Genomic DNA, 21,698 nt, shown 5'->3' with positions numbered 1-21,698 from the left:
ATTCAATTGAAAGCTGAAATCATCCACTGATGATTTTATTAATTATTGGATGAATTAACGGTGTTTTCTTTACGTATCTTGATTTTGGAGGATCATCCATTCCAGCGATCCGTGGCTGTTAATTTGCTTCGTCAAATCGATGATTGCGAGATTCTCGAGGCGGGATCTGGTGCGGAAGCTCTTTCGCTGCTGAAACGCACAGGTCGGGTTGACTTGTTATTGTGCGATCTATGCATGGATGATGTGGACGGTCTCGAGTTGCTACGCATTATCAGTCTATCCGACATGGTTGGACAGGTTATCATTTGCAGTAGTCTCCCCGATGAACTGCGCCGGACTGCGGTACAAATCGGTGCTCTATTGGGCTTCGACGTACTGGGTGAACTACCGAAGCCGATCGTGCTGGATCAATTACGACTATTAGTGGAAGAAGCAGGAAAACAGGAATCCACATCCACACTGGCACGGCCCTCCTTGATCGACATACCGAGCGAAGCCGATGTAAGACAGGGACTTCGCAACAACGAGTTCGTAGCCTGCTATCAGCCGAAAGTCGACCTAATGAACGGTGCTGTTACTGGATTCGAAATATTGGCACGTTGGCGGCATCCCTCAGGTGAGGTGCTCTCTCCGATCAGCTTCATGTCAGTGCTGGAGCGCTGCGGGCTGCTGGATGTGCTGTTTTTCCAGTTATTCGAGCAAGGACTTCGATTTCGTCGAGCGTGTCTGAGCAAAGGAATGCCGGTGTGTCTGGCATTCAATCTACATGCTGACCAATTGGACGGAGCTCGTCTCGTGCCACAGATAAAAACTACGCTTCGATGCTGGGGGTTGAGTGGCCACGGCATTAGCTTCGAAATCACAGAAAGCGGCCTGTTGAGGCCTTCTGTAACTAGCTTGGAGAATCTGCTACGTCTGCGGATGCTCGGTTGTGGCCTCGCAATCGACGATTTCGGTACTGGCTTTTCTACTATGCAGCGCCTGTGTCAGCTACCGTTCACTGAACTTAAGATCGATAAGGCTTTCGTCCGCGACCTAGATAGTCAGCCACGTTACAAAGCGGCAATCAAAAGTACGCAGATGTTGGCCCATTCCCTGGGAATGAGCCTCGTTGTCGAGGGGATTGAGACTGTCAAACAGCACCAACAGGTGGTCGCAATGGGATGCACACAGGGGCAAGGTTACTTCTATGCTCGCCCTATGATGGCTGGCTGCGCCTTGAAGTGGATGAGTAGCTCGCAATTGAACCTGCCCCTCCGGGCGACGCCTTGTCTCACGGGGCCTGCCTCCCCCTGACACACCGACTCTTCTCCGGGCTTTGCTAGTGCATGTTACTTGGTATTGCGTCGACCCCACTTGAATATTTCATCGTGAGGGAGATCTCGCGACATCACTGAATCCTAACTTATCTCATGATGTCCTCAAGGCCCTGATGACTGGGGTCATGGCGCCCCCACGCCGTTACTGAGCCACTTACCAAGCCAAATTACCAACGCCTCATCTGCGCTGAGTACCAGCAGTGGATGAAGCGGTGGTTCATCCGCAACGTCGACATTACGAGCCCTGTATGGTGACCATGCGCACCCACCTATTTGGCTATCATCGACTACCGGATCTCGCTCCAGCACCCGCCCAAGGATAGGTTTCGCTCGGCTAGTCCGACCTGAGCGCTTTCTGCTAAATCTACCTCCGCTGCGATCAGCCCGTTTTGACTTTCGACAGTAAATTTCGTCATAACTAAATCTACACTCAGGCAACTCACCCAGAGAAGTTTCCTACACATACCGCAGAAATTGCAGCTCCCCTCCTGCACAAACTGCCGTGTAATAATTGACTGACGCACCATGCCAGCCTAATAAATGCAAGTGCAAAAACAATAGACAGTTTGAGCAGACGACGTAACTAATAAGAGGACTTATGCATGCATCACATCTCCACTGTTCTTCTAACATTGTTGTTCTCGTACAGTACTTTTGCTGTGGCAGAGCCCAACGACCTCTTAAATATAGCGGGCAAATATCGATGCACGGGTTTTGACAATCAGGATGGACCTTACCTGGGAGCGTTGGACATCTCGCTTAACGAACAAGCCAGCCACTTTGAAAAAAGTTTTGGCGCCTATCAATTTAAACTCAGTGTAGAAGCGGGCGGTGGCTCTGTTTTTTATTCTGGTTTCGCAGCCGCACAAGGTTAAATTCTGGCCATGTACTTTGCCAACGACAACCCAGCAGCTCCGACTGATCGTGGGGTTGGGACTGCCTTCATTAGCCATGATCAAGACACTAATGGTAACTATACGACCACGCTCCATAAATCATATTTTCTGCCTGATTATGTGCCCGCTATTACAAATGCCCTGGGTGTGGGCGGACGTGGTAGCGAGACCTGTATAAAAGTAATATGACACCAAAAGCTAGGTGACTCTCTATCCCTATCGGCCTGAGCCCTTGTTCAACAGGCCTCAGGGCTAAGTAATCCCACAGATTACCCCAGTGCTTACTATCTCACCCAGCATAGCCATCGGCTGAAAAGCGGAAGAATTTAACAATAGCCCTAACCAGAGGAGCTGACGGTTGGCGGCACTCACACTGCGCTCAGACTCAATCGCTCCAGCCTGACAAGGAGATTCTCATGCAATTCAGTACTCCATCCGCGTTGCTTACACTGATTGCCCAGCCTGTTCGCCAGTGACACCGTGTATGCATCTGCCCAAGCGTGTTTCGAGGCCAGCAATCAAGACTTCGGTGAGATCCTCACCTGCTACAAGAAAGCGGAAGACTTTAATCCACTGATCTACACTGCCAAAGGGAGCACACTATTTCCGGGGGTGGAGAAACGCAGCTTCGATTTGGCCTCCCAACAATGGTCGCCACAGGGTTTGGTCAGCCCAGTGCAATGGAAACACGATGTCGACATCTATATACCGGACAATGCCCTGCACGGCCAAGCGTTGCTCGTAGCCAATAACGGGACACCCTACGCCCACGGCCAAAGGAGCTCCGCCGGACCAACAGATTTTACAGAAGCCCAAGCACTTGGAATAGCCAAAAAAACTCGTACGATTGTCATTTCAGTCAGCAATATTCCGAACCAATACCTAACCTATGCCGACGACGGTATTTCTCGCACCGAAGATGCCGGCGTTGCACATAGCTGGAAACTGTTTCTCGATACTCAGCTTCCGTTTATGTCGGTGCGCCTGCCAATGGTGGTGTCGATGGTCAAGGCAATGGACCTCGCACAAAAGGAACTGAAACCATGGCAGATAGATCACTTCATCGTCAGCGGCGCCTCCAAACGTGGCTGGGCCGCCTGGCTGGCAGCTATTGCCGATCACCGGATCAAGGCCATCGTGCCCTTCGTCATCGACTTGCTGGGCATGGATAAGGTGCTTGAACATACCTATCAAAGCTATGGAAAGAACTGGCCACTGGCATTTTTTGCCTACCATCATGAAGGCATTACCCAACTAATCAGCACTGAAAATTTCGCACGACTGATAAAAATCGAAGATCCGCTGAGTTACCTGCGAACGCGCTATGCTGATCGATTGGAGATCCCCAAATACATCGTCAACGCCAGTAGTGACGATTTTTTCCTACCGGATAATACGCGGTTTTTTTCAACCAATTGCCCGGACCGAAAACCTTGCGCGTCGCCCCCAATGCCAGCCACTACGGCATCAGTCAATTCATCGAGAACTCGCTCATTCCAGTCATCAATCGCTGGCAACAGGACTGCCCCTGCCGACAATTTCAGTGCGCTCGAATCCGCACCTTTCGCCACACACCATCGAGTTGCAATTCTCTGAAGCACCGATCCAAGTCACTCAATGGACAGCAATAAACCCGATTGCACGGGATTTTCGATATCCGTGCGGTGTGCGTTACACTCCTGAAACAGTGAGGCTCTCCGGCCCGCTCAACGCTCAAATGCTAGTTGATTCACCCAAGAGTGGCTGGAAAGCGACCTTCGTCGAAGCAACCTTCGCCGATGGCTTCATCACGACCACACCGGTACAGGTGCTACCCGAGCATTATCCGACTCAGGCCCCGCCGGCCATCGAACCCGCGTGCAAGACCCTAAGCGATAAAGATCAGCACTAAATCCTTCCATCTCACAGCAACAAAAGCTCCATGTTTGTGGTGACAGCCGCCACTAGCTTGGCAACGATGGTCGCCGCCGTCAGCCCATGGTTAGGGGCTGGGCTCATGGTTAGGGGCTGGCCTCAAGGTTGGGGGCTGGGCTCAAGGTTGGGGGCTAGATAATGGAGCGCACGCAGATCTGAATGAATCTGCCAAAATTTTTGGGAAGTTTGTCGTAGCGTTCTCCGGTACTTTTTAGCCAGCCAAACTGCGTTAAAAGAGTCCCCAAAAACGATCCCCCATCATGCGTAACGTCCTCAGGATACGGCGGCTGCCAGCCAAGCTCCAGTTTTGGCTTAAGCATTGCAACAACATCCAGCGACAGGTCAGGTGCAGCATTCAGCTTTAAAGTCGCCTCCGAAGTGTAGAAAAATCCCACAGAAACCCAGGAAAAATCTTGTATGAATATAAAGATTAATTGTCTTAACTGCATGCAGATCCTGGCAACTTTCATTGAAGGTCGCCTGAGTTGTAAGCATGGAGCCCAAAACTTGGATAACCTGATTCAACGCGGCAACCAGCCGAAGCGCTGCTAGCTAGTTGCTGATTGAGATAGAAGAAGCTTAGGTCATGACCTGCTTTTCTATAGAGGTGAATCCATTCGCAAAACTGCAAAACTGCCCAAAGACAATAACAGGAGATTGCAATGTCCCTTTCCGGTAAAACTCTGTTCATCACTGGCGCAAGTCGCGGCATAGGCCGCGAAATCGCCTTGCGCGCCGCCGTTGACGGCGCCAATATCGTCATCGCCTCCAAGAGCGCCGAGGCCCACCCGAAACTTGCCGGCACCATTTTCAGTGTGGCGGAAGAGGTCGAAGCCGCCGGCGGCAAGGCACTCCCCCTGCAGCTGGATGTGCGTGATGAGAAGGCGGTGCGTGAGGCCATGAGTAAGGCCGCTGAACACTTCGGTAGTATCGATGCCTTAGTCAATAACGCGGGGGCCATCCGCCTCTCGGGAGTCGAACACCTTGAGCCGAAACGCTTCGATCTGATGTATCAGATCAATACCCGCGCGGTGATGATCTGCAGCCAGGCCGCCCTACCCTACCTCAAGCAGAGCAGCAATGGCCACATCCTTAACCTCTCGCCACCGCTCAGCCTGTCCTCCCAATGGTTTGCCCAACATGCACCGTATACCATCACCAAGTACGGCATGAGCATGCTCACCATCGGCATGAGCGACGAGTTCAAGAAGTACGGCATCAGCGTCAACTCTCTGTGGCCCAGAACTATTATCGCCACCGCTGCCATCGAGTTCGAACTTGGCGGACGTGATGCCTTCAAGCGCGCCCGGACCCCGTCCATTATGGCCGACGCCGGTCACGCGATCCTCTCCAGCAGCGGACGCAATATCACCGGCCGTCTGCTGATTGACGAAGAGCTGCTGCGTGAACAGGGTCAGACCGAGTTCGATCAGTACCGCTACGATCCGCAGGGCGGCTCGCTGGTGCTAGATTTGTTCTTGGATTGACGCTGCCTCGGAAATGTTCATTCGCAAGAGCACCAATCCCTGGAAGATGGCTTGCGAAACTTACCTATTCTAATTGAAAGGCATGACCGCTGTAATTGGTCTACTACGCCTGCAGACAGGCTCGGGATAATCGATGTCGGTGATGGCGTTCGCGCCTTGAGCAGGCTGTTCCACCACAGTCTCATTGCCTCTCCAGCGCTTGCAGCAGCGTGCAGCTTGACCGCTCCAAAGGAAGTTTCCTACATCAAGCAGAGAACCGCCTGACATCCGCCATGCACACCGCTGCATAAGGTCTTAAGATTGCTCGGTCGTGAGACAAATGTGTATGTTACAGTTGAAAGTGTTAGTGCTCGATAGTCACCCGTTTCAGCGGGCTCTGACGGTCGCAGCGCTGAAAAACTCCGGAGTTACATATGTACTTGAAGCCCAGAATGGCGAAGAGGCATTGGCTGAGCTAGCAGCAGTAGGAGGTATTGATATTGTAGTTTGCGATTTGCATATGCCTGTAATATTTCTTCGTCGCGCATGCAAAGCAAATCTGATTCAGGCGGTCATTATTACTAATGAGGTTGATACTGCTTTACACCAAGGGGTTGCTCAGATGGCTGGTTATCTTGGGTTGCAATTCCTAGGCAACCTTGGCAAGCCACTGCCCATGGAGCTATTGGAAGCATTGCTGCGGCAGTTCAAACGAAAGAGCACGGGCTATCCGGTAAAACTATCCAGTACGCTTGAATGTTCTGATATCGCGAAAAATCTTTGAGGAGTCACTAACGGCAAGCTCAACCACCTCTACAACCACCTACGATTGAGACAACCTACGTTATAGACCCTATCATCAACTTAAAACACTTATCTTATTACTTACTTAAAATAGCAATTTTAGCGCCTTATCTGCTTTATATTTCGCTTGGGATCCCCCTACTAAAAACTGAAACGAATTTTCTCTGACCGGCACTATGCGACGATATTCGCAGAACAATTATCAATGGACGAAGGAGATATTTCGATGCCTGTTATTAATATTGATGGACAGCCACTTCACTACTCTGAACAAGGTAGCGGTCATACCATATTGTTTGGACATAGCTATCTGTGGGACCACTCCATGTGGGCGCCGCAGATTGAGGCTTTGTCGCAACACTATCGTGTGATTGTGCCGGACCTATGGGGACACGGAGCATCAGGCAGACTCCCCTTAACGACCTTGACCTTGGATGACCTATCGCGCCAAGCCCTAGCCCTACTCAATTATCTGGATGCCCAGCATTGTAGCGTGATCGGACTATCCGTAGGGGGAATGTGGGCAGCTAGGCTGGCTCTGGCAGAGCCTACGCGCATTAGTGGCTTGGTGCTAATGGACACCTATCTCGGGGCAGAGCCAGAGTCTGCAAAACAATATTATTTTTCATTACTCAAGCAAATAGAAGATGAAGGAGTCATTAACCCTGAGCTTCTTGATGTGATCGCCCCAATGTTCTTTCACCCTGAGATCAATCGTAATCTGCCGCTCTATCAGGGATTTCGCGATTCGCTCGCGTCTCTGTCGGCTGAACGCTTGCGCCAGAGTATCGTTCCGTTGGGGCGAATGATATTCGGCCGTAATGATTTGCTTCCACTTCTTAACCAGCTAGACGCGGAAGCAACTCTGGTCATGTGCGGAGAGCAAGACATACCAAGACCTCCTTACGAAACCGAAGAGATGGCGAGCTTGATTGGTTGTCCATACGCGCTAGTGCCAAGAGCAGGACATATCTCCAACCTGGAAAACCCCCAGTTCGTTACCGACAAACTGCTTGATTTTTTGGCTAGCAAGATACAAAAATCAAATTGAATCTTGAAGTGCATTACGACAGAACGAAGCCCGCTAGAGGTTGGCTGGGAGCTGCGCGGAACTCGCGCTATCTCACCGGAGAAGCCTGAGTGCGGATTCCACGCCATCCGGCCACCCAGCCCACCAGCATCCGGCCACCTGTTCCACGCTCATCCGGCCAGGCAGTCGGAGCGCAGCGACGCAGGTTTGCATTGTTAGTCTGAAGTCTCTGTCGCCGTCAATTTCGTTGCGCGTCTGCGCATCGATTCGCCCTTCAGTTCGATGCGGTAAGCGTTGTGCACCAGCCGGTCGAGGATCGCATCGCCCAGGGTCGGATCGCCGATCAGCGCGTGCCATTTGTCCACCGGCATCTGGCTGGTCACTAGCGTCGAGCGGTTGCCGTAGCGGTCGTCCAGCAGTTCGAGCATGTCGCGCCGTTGCGCAGCGGTAAACGGCGCCAGACCCCAGTCGTCCAGGATCAGCAAGTCGGTCTTGGCATAACCCGCCATCAGTTTCGCGAAGCGGCCGTCGCCGTGGGCCAGGCTCAGTTCTTCCATCAGGCGCGGCAGGCGCAAGTAGCGCACGCTGTAACCGTCGCGGCAGGCCTTGTGGGCCAGCGCGCAGGCGAGCCAGGTTTTACCCACGCCAGTCGGGCCGCCGATGATCAGGTTCAGGCCATCGCGTAGCCATTGGCCACTGCCCAGTTGCAGGATCAAGGCCTTGTCCAAACCACGAGGGCTGCGGTAGTCGATGTCTTCCAGACAGGCGTTATGGCGCAGTCGTGCGGCTTTGAGGCGAGTCGTCAGTCGTGCATCTTCGCGCTCGGTCAGCTCGCGGTCGACCATCAGGCCAAGGCGTTCATCGAAGCCCAGATCGTTGATATCCGGTGTGGCATGTTGCTCGCCAAGCGCCTTGATCATGCCGTGCAGGCGCAGGGTTTGTAGCTTGTCGAGTGTCGGGTTGGGCAGCATTTTGGTGCTCCTTTTTTCAGGTCAGTGGTAGTAGCCGGGGCCACGAAGGTTGATGTGCTCTTCGGGCAGCAGCGGCAGGGTTTGCTGGGCTAGCGGCAGTCGCTCCAGTCCTTGACGCAGGATCGATTCGAGGCTTTTGTAACTGCATGCACCCAGTGCCAGCGCACGCTGGCAAGCGGCTTCCAGCCGCTCTTCGCCGTGCTGTTTGCTCAGGCGCAGGATCCCCAGGCAGGCACGGAAGCCGTGCTGCGGGTGGATTCGGCGTTCGAGGATGTAGGCGATGACACCAGCAGTGTTGGGCCCGGTCTGCTCAGTGGATCAGTCGCTGCGGCGTCCATTCGGCATGTTCGCGATGGCTCTTGGGCATGTGCTCGGTTTGGGTGGTGTGGCGACCTTTGTGCAGCGAGCGCAGGTGGCTGGCCACGCGCTGGTTGGCGTGGAAGCACTCGACGGTCTTAGCGGTTAGCCGCACTTCGAGTTGGTGCTTCACCAGCTGGTACGGCACCGAGTAGTAATGGCCGTCGACCTCGACGTGGTAGTCGATGTGCACCCGTACCTTTTTCCATTCAGCGTAAACGTATGGGTGTTCCGGCAGCGCTTGCAGTGCCGGTTGGTCGATGCCCTCAAAGGCAGAACGGCGTGAGCCCGGTAGCTTCTTGAAGGGCTTCTGATTAAGGCGATCCACGAGCAGCGCGATGGCTGTGTTGAGTTCGCCCAAGGAGAAGAACTGGCGGTTGCGCAGCACCGCCAGGATCCAACGTTCGACCACTTGCACACCGACTTCGACCTTGGCCTTGTCCTTGGGCTTACGCGAGCGAGCAGGTAATACGGCTACGCCATAATGCTCGGCCAAGTCGCGGTAGCTGGGGTTGATATCCGGCTCGTAACGGTGCGCCTTGGTCACGCCACTGCGCAGATTATCGGGCACCAGGATCTGCGTTGTACCACCGAAAAAAGCAAAACAGCGGGCGTGCGAGCCCAGCCAGTCGGGCAGTTTCTGCGACCAAGTGGCTTCGGCGAAGGTGTAGCTAGATGCCCCCAACACGGCGACGAATATCTGGGCCTGACGGATCTCGCCGGTTCGCTGGTCGATGACCGCCGCGGTCTGGCCAGCGTAATCGACGAACAGCTTTTCGCCGGCGCGATGTTCCTGACGCATAACCACATCGATCTTGGCAGCCCAGAGGCGGTAGTGCTCGCAGAACCAGCTGTATTGGAAGCCTTGCGGGTGAGCGAGCCGATATTCCTGCCAAAGCAAAGCCAGCGTTACGCCGGGGCGACGTAACTCGGCATGGACATGAACCCAGTCCGGTACCGGACGTTGATCACTGGGGACAGCGGGCGGCGGCGGAAAAAGATGCCGTTGCAACTCGGCGTCAGTCAGCGCAGAGGGCCAGGTAAGGCCGCTGGCAGCAAAGCGATTGAGGTACTCACCGACGCTAGCTCGACCTACTTGCAAGCTGATAGCGACCTGGCGGGCAGATAGGCCGACCTCGAATTTGAGACGTAGCACTTCTTGAATCTTACGCATGGATAACCGCTCCACGACGACCTCTCTGCTTCGATAAAAGAGGTCGATGGTAGTGAATTAATCCTGCGCTGCTGCCTGCCTTAAGGGTGGCCGGATGGCTGTGGAATGGGTGGCCGGATCACCGTGGAATCAGTGGCCATAAGGTTATATCCTGGGGGTGAGGTGTTGCAGCTTGACTCCTACTCCCTAGCTCAGATTGCAATGCCAGCTAACTCAGTTGCCGCAGGACATTGGAAGCGGCCCAGGCTCTGGCGATTGAACGGCGCCCCTACCCGTCCGACGCGCAGTTGCAAGCGTACTTCGTTACCTTCGAAATCCAGAATAAGGTGCCGGACTTCAGAGTCCTCAGCGGGCACCATCCGTGCCTGGTCCAACAGACGGAACCAAGCCCAGGGACCTTCAGTCTTACGAATCAGGGTACGGCCATCCAACAGCGTCACGCTTGCCCGTACCTCAGCACCCAGCGCTTTGCCCGGCCATGCGAACAACGCTGCCTGCAACGGTCCGTGGGTATAACTCATACGCTTGCCATCAACGCTAAGGCTGAACTCGGCAATGTGTTCGCTCATGGTAAGTGGACTAACCTCGAAATCGAAGCCTGCTTGATTTTGTCCCACTGAAAAAAAAGCTTCACGCAACTGCGCGGCCTGCTCAAGAGCGGCCAACACCGGTGCGCCGACAAGCCCGGACGAGGCCTGGCTGGACAAGCGCCACGGCCGAGAATGGGTATCGAGTTGTCCGGCCAGATGCTGCTCGGCAAACCCTTGCAGCACGCCGTCACCAGCGAACAGCCGATTGAAATCTTCTAGGGAGACCTGATTCGACGAGTTGGCCTCGAACGGATAGCGCCCACCCAGTGCCCGCTCGCAGAATGGCCCTACCTCGCTAGCCCAAGCGACCTGCAGCGACTGCCTGCTGTGCTGCTGTAACAAGTTCTGACTGATTTCGACCACATCTTGCAGCAATGGCTGGAGCTGCAAGGGCGACCGCTCAACCTCATATTGCAAACGCTGCAGCGCATCATTGGCAGGCAAAGGTGTTTTTAAGGCAGAGGCTTTTTGCCCGGCTTGAATGAACTGCGCGGTGTCCCTCATAACACTGCGCAAAGGGTCAGTGGCGGCCACGCCGCCCGAGACAGCCACCCATTGATGCAAGGAGCGAAAATGCTGGGTTACCGGATGTGGCTCTGGCTCCATCCTGGGTTGCGGCTCGGCGTCGATCAGCCCCACCCGCTGCTGTAGGCGCGTGCCTCGCTGTTGTGCAAGGCGCAGCCACCCCTGAGACAGTGTGGGCGTTGCAGATTGGTTTCGCGCGCCGCTGCCTGCATCAACCCCAGTATCGGCGAGTCGTCCTGCGCCAGCTGCAACAAGCGCCGCGGCACATGCTCGACCTGGTCTAGACCGACCAGTTGCAAGTCGTCGAAAAAGCCCTGCCAATGATCGATATAGGCCGAATGGTAAAGGGCGAGAATTTCTTGTTTGAGGGGCGCAGCCTCCAATGCCCGGTCCCACCCCATGAGTCGATACTCCTGCTCCAACTCGGCAGCCAGCCACGGATCGAGTAAGTGCCGCAGTTGTTGTTCACCCACCGCACTGAAAGCCCCGGGCACACCTCGGCTCGACGGCTCGCCGCTGCGTCGGTCAAACAGCAATAACCCCTGTGCGCCGAGAGCGGATACGATGCTAAAGTCCGCTAGCGAGTGCCGACTCAATTGCTCAAACAGCTGTCGATACAGACGCTGGGCCAAGGGTTGAGCAGCAAGCTGCTCACGCGCCTGCTCGATTAGCACGCGATCCAACGACAGGGGAGCAACCTGCGCCAAGTGTTTGAGCAGGCGTTGCAAGTGGCCGTCAAGTCTCCAGTACTGCGCGTCACTCAATGCACTCCCCGCGTGCTTGCGCAGAGTCTGGCCATACCACTCGCGCAGGACCTGAGCATCGAAACGGCCTTCACCACCGAGCATCAGGTACAGTCCCAGACTCTGGCGCAGTGATGCTTCGTCAGCGGACGACGGTGCGCGCAAAGAATTATTCAATCTTTGCAACACATCCGGCAGCAACAACTGCTGCAAACCCTGATCATAGAGCTGAGTCGTCCGGCTGTGCAGTTGTCGATCAACCGCCCAAGGCAGCCACCATTGATCGATAAGCTGCTCGACGTCGGCCAACCGATCGAGACGAAGTAGTGCTCCGACGCTAAGTACACCCGGATTGACCGGGCCTGTCCCTTGTTGCAACGCATCGATGTGCCGGTCGACGCGTTCCAGCCGACGACTCTGATCGCGGTACAGGTTGAGCAACAGGAGACTGATCAAGAGACTGACTGCCAGTACCAGGTAGTGTGCTCGCGGCCGCCACCAAGCCATTGTTTGTCGCAGCGGGGTGCGCAGACGACCGGATCGGCGACAGGCTTGCAAGGCGCGCAATAATGCAGGTGCCGTCACCTCAACGGTGGCCGGCTGGGCGCTGAAACGGAGTGACTGCAGGGCCACTTGGGCAACCCCCCGCTCCTGGCCAAAGGCGGTTTCCAGGAACCCTTGCAAAGTCGCCGAAAAGACCCGCCACATCGGCGAAAACCCATACAGCGTTCCCCGCACCTGGACGTCCGGCTCACGCTGAAGGCGCTCGTACTGGCCGCTTTCGAGGCCGGAAATCAACCCGCTCATGCGCTGGCCAAGACTGGCCAGCAGGTGTCTATTACGAGTGGCCGGCGGGAACTCGATACTCAATTCACGCTGATCCGCCGCCATCCAGGCCAGTGAGGCGCTGTAACCGGGTAGCTGTTCGCAGCCGCTGATAATCACCTGCACGGCCAGGGCATTGCCGAAACGCCGGGCCAGCTCTTCAAGACGCGTGTGCAGGGTCAAGGCCAGTAGGTCGCCCTCGGCAGCGCTTGCGCACAGCAGTTGTTCGGCACTAAGTACCAGTACCACGCCACGGGGTTGCCGTTCGCCCACGGCGGTTTGCTGCAGCTCATCGAGCAACAATCGCCACAGTCGGGCGTCTTCGGGTTGACGCTGATTCAGCAGCGAGCCACTGATGTCGTACAACGAAAAACCGCCTACAGCACTGCACCGCAGGTCATATTCAGTGCCGCCCGGCAAACCAAGCAAAGGTCCTTTGTCAACGCCGGCCGGGCCAATCAGCAAGAAACCCGGCAACTTTCTGCCCTCGCGCTGACGCCAAGCGTGTAATCGCTCGCGCAACGCTAGCCCACGCGCAAACCCCTCTTCACTAGGAACGGTGTTGTCGATCGGCTTAGGTGCGGTTATCTTGTCCGCCCGCCGGCGCAGCCAGTACACCAGCAGTACCAACAGGGCGATCAACCCAATGAGCAGCCATCGCGAACCTAGGCCGGCCAATGGCGCATGACCATCCACAGCCAGGCGGTGGCCATGACCAATGATCAGATACATCGTTAAAAGCAGCCCCAGCAGCAACGGTGAGGCGCGCAACATGGTTTTCAAGGCGCGCAGCATGACGGTAATATCCACAATCAAGAGAACAAGGAGAGCTAGTACCCGGCGGGGTATACGAAGATTTCCACGCGACGATTGCGTGCTCGGTTGTCCGGGCTGTCATTAGCAAGTAACGGCTCAAACTCGCCACGGCCCTCAGCGAAAAAGCGCGATGGGTCGAGTTGCTCGCTCACCAACCAGCGCAGAACCGCTTCGGCACGGGCCAGGGACAGCGCCTGGTTGGAGATCAGACGCCTGGCCACTGGTGTGTCGTCGCTGTGCCCGACCACCTTTATCTGACCCGGCCACTGGTCCAGCGCCGCCGCAATGCGGCGCAACACCGGCTGGTAGGGCGCCGCGACCTCGCTACTGCCGGGGGCGAACAGCCCAGAGGAGCTGATGATCATTCGCACGCCCTGGCCATCCTCTAACAAGTTCAAACGACCCGCGCGCAAGTCTGCCGAAAGCTGCTCGGCCATCTGTTGGGTCAGCGTAATCAGCGGTGCTTGTTCGAGTGCCTGCAAACGCACCATAGTCTGGTACGAGCGGCTTTCCAGGTGATACGCCAAACCCGACGCGAGGGCCACTAACAGCACCCCACAGCCCCACCATAAGTGACGCCGTCGGTTGAAGTAGCCGCGACTCCAGGAGCGCAAGTGCTCATCCAAGCGCGCCTTGGGTAAATAGCCACGCTGCAGGCGAATGGTTTCAAACAGCTGGTTACGCCGTACCGCCAGGGCAGCCCGGCCCTCGCTTTGAATTCGATAGCGACCTTCCAAGCCGAGGGCTAGACATAGGTACATCAGCTCGAGCAATGCCAAGTTTTCCTGAGGTTTTAGCTCGGCTGAGTCTAGGTAGGCGAAGAACCCGTCACCGCCCGAGGTCTGTCCATGAAAGATCATCAACAAGCTATGCTTTGACCACCCGCCGCGCCCCCATTCGGAGCCGGATATGGTTTCATCGAGCAGGGTGCAAATCGCATACTGCGCACGCTCCACCGTGGCCGCGGGAGTGGCGTCGTCGAGCGCTTGGCGATGAAAGGTTCGTATCTGGGTCACCAGACGCGCGCGCAGCTCATTGAGGTCCGGAGCCTGCTCCAACCCACGCAGCAGCACCACTTCATACAGCAGGTCGCTGGCACGCTGAGCCAGTCTATCGCTGTTCAAGGGTGGCAGGGCTTCAGGTAGCTGTTGCGTGCGGGACCGGAATGCCCTGCGAAAGCGTGCTTTAAGGTAGGGAAGGAGGCGGGTCATTGAGGCTCCTTGATCGCCCAGAAGGCCAGTTGCAGGCCCGGAAAATCACCGGCCACATGCAGACCGAAACCGGCGCTGGTTTTAAGCTCTTGCCACAGAGGACTATCGCTTTGCAGCTCGAAGTAACTAAAGCCGGCGTAGTACGGAAGCTCACGCGGAGCCGCTGGAAGTACACAAACATCAAGCCCAGGCAATTGCAGCTCGACCAGGTCAGCAACGCGCTCTATGGGCCCAATTTTTAAGCATACTGGGAAGGTCTTGCGCAACTCCTCATCGGGCACCTGGGCCCGCACCGCGAGCACAAAGCGTGCCGAGGCATACAGCCCGCCGTCGAGCGCTGCAGCAAAGCGAATGCCATGGTCACGATCAGTAAGCGTCAGCGGCACTACATCGGTCCCTGCCTGCGCACTAAGGGTGTAGACCAAGTCCTTAAGGACCGGCTCAAAGGTTTCGGCGAGTCGGTCATGACGGTAGGCTGGGTAGCTTTTCGGACGTTTGTTGGCCTCGAAGAAAATCGACAACTCGCCGGCCAGACTGAGCAACTCACGGTAGAGGGTCTCAGGGTGTAGGCCCGGGTAGACGGCCAGATGGGCAAGTATTACTTCGGCTCGATTAATCGTCTGCAGCATCAAAAAATGTTGTACTTCCGCAACACCACCAAGCCCTGGTACTCCCATATTATTCGACAGCATGTAGCCGCGCTGCTTGACCCGCCCTAGGAAATCATCGACGAACGCGGCCAGCTGGGGGGCCAGGCGCCAACTCAGAACCGGCGCGATAAACGCCTCGTCAAGACAGACCTGCCCACTCGGGCTGCGCTCCAACACCCGCACTGTGCCCAAGTATTCGTGGGATCGTGCGACGTCCTGTTGACGCGCCAACCGCAGATTGAGTTGGGCCAGTTGCAGGGTCGCTTGTTCTGCGCCGTCGGCATTGCTGTCGGACACCTGAACCTCGACTAGACGGTAGCGAGCTAGGCTATCGGGGCCAGGTTCGCGCACGACCTCGGTGGTGGATGCGCTGGTCATCGGCAATGCGAGCACTACCTCCAGATCGCGTGCACCTTCAGGCACGACAAAACTTGCAAGGGCCAGGCTTTGGGTATCCAAGTCGAACAACGTGCCATCGGGCAGGATCCCTGCACACTCGAGAAGGCAAATTCGGCCCATAGCCAGCTGTGCTGGGTCAATCTTCAGTGCGGTAAAGCCCCAGGTACCGGGATGAATCGCTTGCAGACCTTGGGTCAACTGGCCGCGCTGGTAGCGCTGGTGCTGCTGAAAATGTTGCGGCTGGAGGAACATGCCTTCCGACCAGACTACTTTGTCGTTACTGAACATCTTAGGGAGTCTCTAGTATTGGAATTGCCTGAATCGACACCGCATCACGTGCAACCGTAACGTTCAGCGTCACCGGGCTCTGGGCCTGAAACACCTCCACGGCTCGCCATTGGGCGTTATCCAGGTCGCGGTATTCGGCAACCACACCCAGCAGGCGCACTCCAAGTGCAGGTACAAAACGATGTATCCTCAGCTCGCCGGGACTCAACTGGAAAGTCTCGCGTGTCAGCCAAGCGCTATCCGTTGGCTGCTGATCAGCACTACCCAGGCGCGACAGATCGACCTTAAGAAACGTTTTGGCGTCACTCAGTTGATAGACCGTGAGCATCAAAGGCGAGGGTCGACCATAAAGGTTCGGGTTGGCATCAAGGGCGGCTTCCATGTGCAGCGTCTTTTGCGGATCACGTACTGGCGGGTCTTGGAACCAGCCGACCATCTGACACCCCTGCAGTAGCAACAGAACGCCCAGCACCAAACTGCCTGCACCTGCACGGCACCAGCGCGTACGAGCGTCAATCACGGCCATCATCGGCCTCCTTGGCCTTTTCGGCTTTCTTAGCTTTTTGGGGTTTCTTCGGTTTGGGTTCCTCGGCGGAGTTGGCACTGCCGCCGCCTCCACTGTTGATGTCGACCTTGCTCTTGCCGTCGATCGTCACCAACGTGCCATTAATCGACACGCCCTTTGGACCCAGCACCAAGGTACTCTCTCCAGCCTTTAGGGTGAGGGTTTGACCTGCCTCCAGGGTAATGGTCTTGCTGCTCTTGAGGTCGACACTACTGGCCCCCAGCTTGAACTTACCACCCACCTTGGCATCACTGTCGGCACCGACCTCCAAGGAATGAGCTCCGGTAATCGCACTCTGCTGGTCGCCACCGACCTCCAGGGAATGCCCCCCCTTGATCTGGAGGTTGTGATCGCCACCGACTTCCAGCGAATGGTCGGCCGCCACCTGCCGGTTGTGATCTCCACCAACCTGCTCATGGGAGTCCTTGGCAATCTGGCTGAACGAACTGGCGCCCACAATCAGGTGCCGCTCGTTACCTATGTTTTCGAGAGCGTCGTTGACGACGGTGGTGTCTTGGTTGCGTCCAGCATAGAACAACAGCTGCTCGGCGCCATCCTTATCCTCGAAACGCAGTTCGTTATAAACGTCTTCGTCCCCCAGTGACTGGCTCTTGATACCACTGCGAGCAGCCTGCGCTGGTAATTCATAGGGCGCACGCATACCTCCGTTGTATAGGCAGCCGGTCACCAATGGGCGATCCGGGTTCCCGTCAAGAAACTCCACCAGCACTTCCTGACCAACCCGAGGCAAAAAAATGGCCCCTCGGTTCTGGCCCGCCCAAGGTTGCGCCACCCGAACCCAACACGAACAGTTTTCGTTGTTTTGCTCGCCCCTGTCCCAGTGGAACTGAATTTTGATCCGCCCGAATTCGTCGACCCACAGCGGTTCGCCCTCCTTGCCAACCACAAACGCTGTCTGCGGACCGGCAATTTTCTGGCGCAGAGTATTAAATTGTGCCCGGTACTGCCGATTGCTCGGCATCGCCGTCACTTTGCATTCAAAACGCGGAGCGCTGACCCCATAATTAGAAGGCGTGCAAAAGGCATCCAGGTGTGCACGAACAATCAAGTGCTGGACGTTCTGACGGTCATCGGGATGCTCACTCAGGGTAAAACAAGCACCTGCAGGCAAATAGGGCGCACAGCCAGTAGTGCTGACAAGCAGTTGTTCGGCACTCAGGGCCTGAGCCTCGATTCTGGTCACGTACTCACCAGCCGCCGAACTGTTGAAGTGTCCCGGATAACGGTAATGCTCATAAGCAGTCTGCTCGTGGTCCATGGCAACCGCCGCCTCAGCCTTCAGTACACTAGCTTCCCGGGTGTTGGCCTTAGTGAAGTCGAAATCCGTAGCACTGATCCGGCCGGTGCATAATGTATGGTGCGGTTCCCAACCCCAAAGACTGTGGACCAAGGCGTCATTGCCCGCGCGCCACTGCAAGGGACCTTCACCGTCGATCGGTTTATGCACCGTACTAGCGTCGGTAATCACCAAACAGTGCCCCTCTACCGTGTGGCGAAAGAAATAGTACATCCCGGCGTTTTCCATCAACCGACTGACAAAGTCAAAATCGGTTTCACCGTATTGAACACAATATCCAAGAGGGTTATAACTTTCTGTGGTGGCCCATTCCACCTCACCTGGATAGTCGGCCAGCACAGTCTTAAGCACATCAACCACTGACTGGTCCTGGAAAATCCGGCAATGACTGGCGCAACTGGAAAACCATAGCCACGGACGCAGCAATAGCTCGTAGCAAGGCATGCGGCCCTGATCAGCGACCTGCTTGAAACCGACTATGTACGCATGCAGAGTACGCATCATCACCGACTCATCCGGCAGGGAGCGCTCAAGGGGCTTGCTGGATAGCACCTTAATATTGGTCTCAAGCAGCGCTTCGGGGGCCAGATCTTCAAACGGTGCATCGAGGTCATGGACAGGGCCCTCCGGCCCAAGCGGATGGTCGAACACGCGAGTGAGCTGCTCACTGTCTTTCTCAAACCTCACGTCCTTAACCCGCACATCAAGATCGGTGTTTATCCCGTATGGCAAAAGAACCGCCAGCGGTTTGCCCAACAACTCATTGGCACGCAGCACCCCGTTTGGACTGAGCACATTGACCTTGTATTCGAACAACTGGCTCAGGCCTTCATCGCCCGTAAGACCGGCAAACAACCAGGCGTGAGAACCTATTAACCCGGTAAAGGCGCAACGGGGCTGCCCACTTTTTACGCGCACATGGCTTGAGAGCTCACTCATCTCTGACATGCACCTCAGGCGATCATGGTTCGAGTAGTGCCCGGCTGATCGACCTTGATCACCCCTGCCCACTGACATAAACAGGTGCACTTGCTATGCAGCGCCGGTTGTCCTGTGATCTGGCCCCTAGCCGCACCTGGTGTCCAAGGCGCTGTAGTCATCGGGACACAGGGCATCGGCGTCAACACCCCCATCGCCGCCGAAGTTGCAGCGCTGACCTGCGGATTAGCCATCGACGTGCACACCCCGAACGAGGCGATATTAACCATCGACTTGTGGTCTATGATATTGGCAGCGAACTGACCTTCGACGCAGTATCGGTTGGACGGCAATACCATTAACTTAGCCGGTGCCGCGCCAAACGAACAACTCAATACCGCGCCCATCACAACTTGATTTGGCATAGAAATCCTGAATAAATTAATAACCAACTGCGACACCGAACCAACGAAAACGACGTCCGGCCTGATAAGAAACGAACCCCATAAAATAGACGGAATCCATAGCCTGGAAAGCCAGGTTGTCGAGCTTACCCAAAAGCTTGGCGCGGCTGATTTCAGTCATGAAGGGGGTCCTGTTGAAGTCGTTTAATACAAGCCGGGCTCAACACATAGGCACGGAGCTGGTGTTTTTTTTTCGTGCAGGACAACCACGAAGCCATCCCCAGGGGGGTATCTTCGCCCAAGCATAGTGCAGGCTTTTCGCACGTTGACAGCAGCAACTGTAGGTCCCACTCGAAACTGCCTCCGAGGTAGTCGTCGACCAGCCGAACCATCCTTCGTAGTACTGCGGAGCCCGGTAAAAAACGCATAAAATTATCTAGTCGCAGCGGGCCCAGGCTCAGGCGCACGCTGTGTTGCACATTCCAAGCCCGGCGCCCCAGTAACGCGGCATTGCCCAATTGCGAGCAAGCACCGCCCGCACCCAACTGCAGTTGCTCGTCCGCCGCAAGGACACTCCAGCGCCCATGCCACTGGTGCAGGCTGACCGGTACTTGCAGGTAGTCACGCAACAACACCAGCAGCCCTTCGGCGCTCCCTCGCTGATCTATGTATTGGCTGGCGTAATAGGATTCACTACGGGGAGCAAAGACCTGCACGTAGTCCGCGAAACGGTCCTCGTCGGGACGGTCCGCCGAGACTACCGGCCGGGTCACGGCCCAACTGCGGTACAGCAGGCACAACAAGCGGTGATGGAAGATGTCTAGAAAGTGCGTCAACACGAAGTCATTGTGGTTAATTTGGCGTGACAGGGCGTCTTCGCTGAACGACAAAGGCATCGGACCATTGACCCCGGTCAGGCCGAAAAACGTCACCGCTAGACACGGCGGCAAACCCTCGCGCAGTTGCAGATTGCGCAACATACTCGGTTCGAAGGCCAGTGATACGGCCTGTGCCAGGCGCACAGGATCCTGATGCAGATGATCGGCAGTTCCCAACCGAGGGGCCTTTGGATTGAATCCCTCGATACGGCGCAAGGCGCTAAAAAAGTCAAAACGCCAGGCGTGCTGTTGCAGTTCAGTCCAAGGACTCAGAGGCTCGTGCATTGGCTACCTCGAGCCGGCCAACGCATGATCATGCCTCGCCCCCGTGTGTGCAGCACCGTCTGGGTAAAGGCATTGAGCGCCGCATAGCGGGCGAAGAATGCATCTAGCACTGCACCAAAAACAAAGGCCCCGATCCCCTCACAGGCAGCGTCATCCAACGTCAGGTGCAACTGCACCCCTCGGCCAAAGGCCACAGGCCCGCTGCCAGGCAAGCGCTGGGTTACGACCTTAGCCTGCAACGAGACGATGCCCTCGAGCAAGCGTTGCATCACTTCATTATCGACCGTGATATAAAGTGACAAAAGCTCTCTCAGGGCCTTGGCCCCAGCCTGTCCGTCGTCGTTGGCTAACGGTAGGTAGTTGCGTGACAGGTGCTGGATCGCGCGCCACGGGCCATCGCCCGACGTCGGTACCGCTAGCGGGCTCGAAGGCCCGGCCACACAGCGAATCGCCAAGACCGGTGCTGCGACCTCAAGGACAAAATCGGTTTTGCCTTTGCCAAATAGAGTGTGTTGTGCCACGTCACGGTTGGAACACAGCACCTCAGCTGCCAATTGATGTAGAGCCGGGTGAAAAGGCGGATGGCGCGGATCAACCAGGGCAATCGACACATCGCTGCCTACATAGGGGCGTTGGCCATTCATCGTACCGGGAGTCGCCCGGCTGGGCGTACGGCGCACTTGAAAAAAGCCGGCGATGGTTCCATCGCTGGCATGTACTTGGGGTGAATACAGCGGGACGAAACGTTGGCGCTCGCGAGTGCCACTAAGGTAGCCGTGCACCTCGAGCACTTGATGCACCTCATGAGCCAAGGGGTTCGAGGGGTCGACCAACAGGGTAATGTCTTGGGTGTGTTGCACCAGATTGATTCGCTCGGTGCGTTTTCTGAAGAGGTTCTGCACCGGGGTGCAAAACAGGGCGAACAGCGATCGATCAATACCGGCAGGCAACGGGTTAGACAACGGCGCTAACAGGATCACCAGCTCCAGACTGTCCTCGCCACAGCGCCGGACGGCTGGCCCTAGACCGCGGAGGTCAATGAAACGATGGCCCTCGGGAAATGCCAGAAAGCGCTTTAACAAGCTAAATCCGGCATGGCCGGCGGGGCCTTGGTCCGAGTGGATGGCCGCGGACTGTTGGCGCCAATGCCGAATTGCCCCATGTGCTGACGTAAGACTAACCCACCTTAGAATCGGCACAAAACCACCAAAGATAGTGGTTCGCGGGGAGTCAGACCGGGTCAGTGATATCTCGGTAAAGGGGGATGCGGCGGAAATCTTGGACTACCTGGAGGTAGTTCATGTATTCATACGAAGACCGTATCCGAGCGGTCAAGCTCTACATCAAACTGG

At 56.1% G+C, this 21,698-nt stretch carries 17 protein-coding genes and 2 pseudogenes; 6 read left to right on the top strand and 13 right to left on the bottom strand.

Going from position 1 to position 21,698, the window contains the following annotated elements:
• Positions 1 to 45: 45 nt before the first annotated feature.
• The 3 genes and pseudogenes from FBY02_RS26750 to FBY02_RS28925 all read left to right on the top strand — a co-directional run bounded on the left by FBY02_RS26750 (position 46) and on the right by FBY02_RS28925 (position 4,106).
• Positions 46 to 1,296: an EAL domain-containing protein gene (locus tag FBY02_RS26750; RefSeq protein WP_144931359.1), complete on the top strand. Its 1,251-nt coding sequence runs from the start codon at positions 46 to 48 to the stop codon at positions 1,294 to 1,296.
• A gap of 625 nt (positions 1,297 to 1,921) precedes the next feature.
• On the top strand, positions 1,922 to 2,194 hold the full coding sequence (locus FBY02_RS26745) for a hypothetical protein (protein ID WP_144931357.1): 273 nt from the start codon (positions 1,922 to 1,924) through the stop codon (positions 2,192 to 2,194).
• A 501-nt stretch (positions 2,195 to 2,695) separates the two neighbouring features.
• Positions 2,696 to 4,106, top strand: a pseudogene (locus FBY02_RS28925) (PhoPQ-activated pathogenicity-related family protein).
• Positions 4,107 to 4,260: 154 nt separating this feature from the next.
• On the opposite strand, the gene FBY02_RS26735 reads toward FBY02_RS28925, so the two are convergent.
• Positions 4,261 to 4,599 carry a hypothetical protein gene (locus FBY02_RS26735; protein WP_144931355.1) on the bottom strand — a complete coding sequence of 113 codons (339 nt, stop codon included), beginning with the start codon at positions 4,597 to 4,599 and terminating at the stop codon, positions 4,261 to 4,263.
• A 192-nt stretch (positions 4,600 to 4,791) separates the two neighbouring features.
• Here FBY02_RS26735 and FBY02_RS26730 point away from each other — a divergent pair, with 192 nt between their 5' ends.
• The 3 genes from FBY02_RS26730 to FBY02_RS26720 all read left to right on the top strand — a co-directional run bounded on the left by FBY02_RS26730 (position 4,792) and on the right by FBY02_RS26720 (position 7,450).
• Positions 4,792 to 5,616 (top strand): NAD(P)-dependent oxidoreductase, encoded by an 825-nt coding sequence (locus FBY02_RS26730; RefSeq protein ID WP_144931353.1) that lies wholly within the window; start codon positions 4,792 to 4,794, stop codon positions 5,614 to 5,616.
• A gap of 325 nt (positions 5,617 to 5,941) precedes the next feature.
• Positions 5,942 to 6,379: a response regulator gene (locus FBY02_RS26725; protein ID WP_178115393.1), complete on the top strand. Its 438-nt coding sequence runs from the start codon at positions 5,942 to 5,944 to the stop codon at positions 6,377 to 6,379.
• A gap of 246 nt (positions 6,380 to 6,625) precedes the next feature.
• Complete coding sequence (locus FBY02_RS26720) at positions 6,626 to 7,450, top strand: alpha/beta fold hydrolase (RefSeq protein WP_144931348.1); 825 nt, start codon at positions 6,626 to 6,628, stop codon at positions 7,448 to 7,450.
• 194 nt (positions 7,451 to 7,644) lie between these two features.
• Here FBY02_RS26720 and istB read toward each other — a convergent pair whose 3' ends face one another.
• From istB to tssF, 12 genes and pseudogenes are all read right to left on the bottom strand, one after another.
• Positions 7,645 to 8,400, bottom strand: coding sequence for an IS21-like element ISPsy14 family helper ATPase IstB (gene istB / locus FBY02_RS26710; protein ID WP_144931346.1), 756 nt, complete (start codon positions 8,398 to 8,400; stop codon positions 7,645 to 7,647).
• A gap of 21 nt (positions 8,401 to 8,421) precedes the next feature.
• Positions 8,422 to 9,931 (bottom strand): annotated as a pseudogene (istA, locus tag FBY02_RS26705) (IS21 family transposase).
• A 191-nt stretch (positions 9,932 to 10,122) separates the two neighbouring features.
• Positions 10,123 to 11,085 (bottom strand): type VI secretion IcmF C-terminal domain-containing protein, encoded by a 963-nt coding sequence (locus FBY02_RS28530; RefSeq protein ID WP_256662571.1) that lies wholly within the window; start codon positions 11,083 to 11,085, stop codon positions 10,123 to 10,125.
• Positions 11,086 to 11,150: 65 nt separating this feature from the next.
• The gene (locus tag FBY02_RS26700; RefSeq protein WP_256662572.1) at positions 11,151 to 13,409 is read right to left on the bottom strand and encodes an ImcF-related family protein; all 2,259 of its coding nucleotides are present in this window, start codon (positions 13,407 to 13,409) and stop codon (positions 11,151 to 11,153) included.
• Between the two features lie 35 nt (positions 13,410 to 13,444).
• Positions 13,445 to 14,641 carry a type IVB secretion system protein IcmH/DotU gene (gene icmH, locus FBY02_RS26695; RefSeq protein ID WP_144931344.1) on the bottom strand — a complete coding sequence of 399 codons (1,197 nt, stop codon included), beginning with the start codon at positions 14,639 to 14,641 and terminating at the stop codon, positions 13,445 to 13,447.
• On the bottom strand, positions 14,638 to 15,978 hold the full coding sequence (gene tssK, locus FBY02_RS26690) for a type VI secretion system baseplate subunit TssK (protein WP_144931342.1): 1,341 nt from the start codon (positions 15,976 to 15,978) through the stop codon (positions 14,638 to 14,640). Before tssK ends, icmH begins: the two co-directional genes overlap by 4 nt.
• Position 15,979: 1 nt before the next feature.
• Complete coding sequence (tssJ, locus tag FBY02_RS26685; protein WP_144931340.1) at positions 15,980 to 16,507, bottom strand: type VI secretion system lipoprotein TssJ; 528 nt, start codon at positions 16,505 to 16,507, stop codon at positions 15,980 to 15,982.
• Positions 16,491 to 18,800 (bottom strand): type VI secretion system Vgr family protein, encoded by a 2,310-nt coding sequence (locus FBY02_RS26680; protein ID WP_144931338.1) that lies wholly within the window; start codon positions 18,798 to 18,800, stop codon positions 16,491 to 16,493. The genes tssJ and FBY02_RS26680 overlap by 17 nt, the downstream gene beginning before the upstream one ends.
• A 14-nt stretch (positions 18,801 to 18,814) precedes the next feature.
• Entirely contained in the window at positions 18,815 to 19,204 is a 390-nt protein-coding gene (locus FBY02_RS26675) for a DUF4280 domain-containing protein (RefSeq protein WP_178115392.1), read from the bottom strand.
• 16 nt (positions 19,205 to 19,220) lie between these two features.
• Entirely contained in the window at positions 19,221 to 19,364 is a 144-nt protein-coding gene (locus FBY02_RS28190; protein ID WP_178115391.1) for a hypothetical protein, read from the bottom strand.
• Positions 19,357 to 20,346 (bottom strand): type VI secretion system baseplate subunit TssG, encoded by a 990-nt coding sequence (gene tssG, locus FBY02_RS26670; protein ID WP_144931336.1) that lies wholly within the window; start codon positions 20,344 to 20,346, stop codon positions 19,357 to 19,359. Before tssG ends, FBY02_RS28190 begins: the two co-directional genes overlap by 8 nt.
• Positions 20,331 to 21,545 carry a type VI secretion system baseplate subunit TssF gene (tssF, locus tag FBY02_RS26665; RefSeq protein ID WP_256662573.1) on the bottom strand — a complete coding sequence of 405 codons (1,215 nt, stop codon included), beginning with the start codon at positions 21,543 to 21,545 and terminating at the stop codon, positions 20,331 to 20,333. The genes tssG and tssF overlap by 16 nt, the downstream gene beginning before the upstream one ends.
• Positions 21,546 to 21,698 lie beyond the last annotated feature (153 nt).

The sequence above is a fragment of the Pseudomonas sp. SJZ078 genome, from assembly GCF_007828255.1.
GTDB lineage: Bacteria > Pseudomonadota > Gammaproteobacteria > Pseudomonadales > Pseudomonadaceae > Aquipseudomonas.
Note: the sequence above shows the minus strand (reverse complement) of the source record. Positions and strands in the feature narration are given on the sequence as shown.

Excerpts from the sequence above, each read along its gene's own strand:
- FBY02_RS26745 (WP_144931357.1), top strand. The coding sequence starts at position 1,922 with ATGCATCACATCTCCACTGTTCTTCTAACATTGTTGTTCTCGTACAGT.
- FBY02_RS26720 (WP_144931348.1), top strand. The coding sequence starts at position 6,626 with ATGCCTGTTATTAATATTGATGGACAGCCACTTCACTACTCTGAACAA.
- tssG (WP_144931336.1), bottom strand. The coding sequence starts at position 20,346 with ATGCACGAGCCTCTGAGTCCTTGGACTGAACTGCAACAGCACGCCTGG.
- FBY02_RS26735 (WP_144931355.1), bottom strand. The coding sequence starts at position 4,599 with ATGAAAGTTGCCAGGATCTGCATGCAGTTAAGACAATTAATCTTTATA.
- tssK (WP_144931342.1), bottom strand. The coding sequence starts at position 15,978 with ATGTTCAGTAACGACAAAGTAGTCTGGTCGGAAGGCATGTTCCTCCAG.
- istB (WP_144931346.1), bottom strand. The coding sequence starts at position 8,400 with ATGCTGCCCAACCCGACACTCGACAAGCTACAAACCCTGCGCCTGCAC.
- FBY02_RS26730 (WP_144931353.1), top strand. The coding sequence starts at position 4,792 with ATGTCCCTTTCCGGTAAAACTCTGTTCATCACTGGCGCAAGTCGCGGC.
- FBY02_RS26680 (WP_144931338.1), bottom strand. The coding sequence starts at position 18,800 with ATGAGTGAGCTCTCAAGCCATGTGCGCGTAAAAAGTGGGCAGCCCCGT.
- FBY02_RS26675 (WP_178115392.1), bottom strand. The coding sequence starts at position 19,204 with ATGCCAAATCAAGTTGTGATGGGCGCGGTATTGAGTTGTTCGTTTGGC.
- FBY02_RS26700 (WP_256662572.1), bottom strand. The coding sequence starts at position 13,409 with ATGCTGCGCGCCTTGAAAACCATGTTGCGCGCCTCACCGTTGCTGCTG.
- icmH (WP_144931344.1), bottom strand. The coding sequence starts at position 14,641 with ATGACCCGCCTCCTTCCCTACCTTAAAGCACGCTTTCGCAGGGCATTC.
- FBY02_RS26725 (WP_178115393.1), top strand. The coding sequence starts at position 5,942 with ATGTTACAGTTGAAAGTGTTAGTGCTCGATAGTCACCCGTTTCAGCGG.
- FBY02_RS28190 (WP_178115391.1), bottom strand. The coding sequence starts at position 19,364 with ATGACTGAAATCAGCCGCGCCAAGCTTTTGGGTAAGCTCGACAACCTG.
- tssJ (WP_144931340.1), bottom strand. The coding sequence starts at position 16,507 with ATGATGGCCGTGATTGACGCTCGTACGCGCTGGTGCCGTGCAGGTGCA.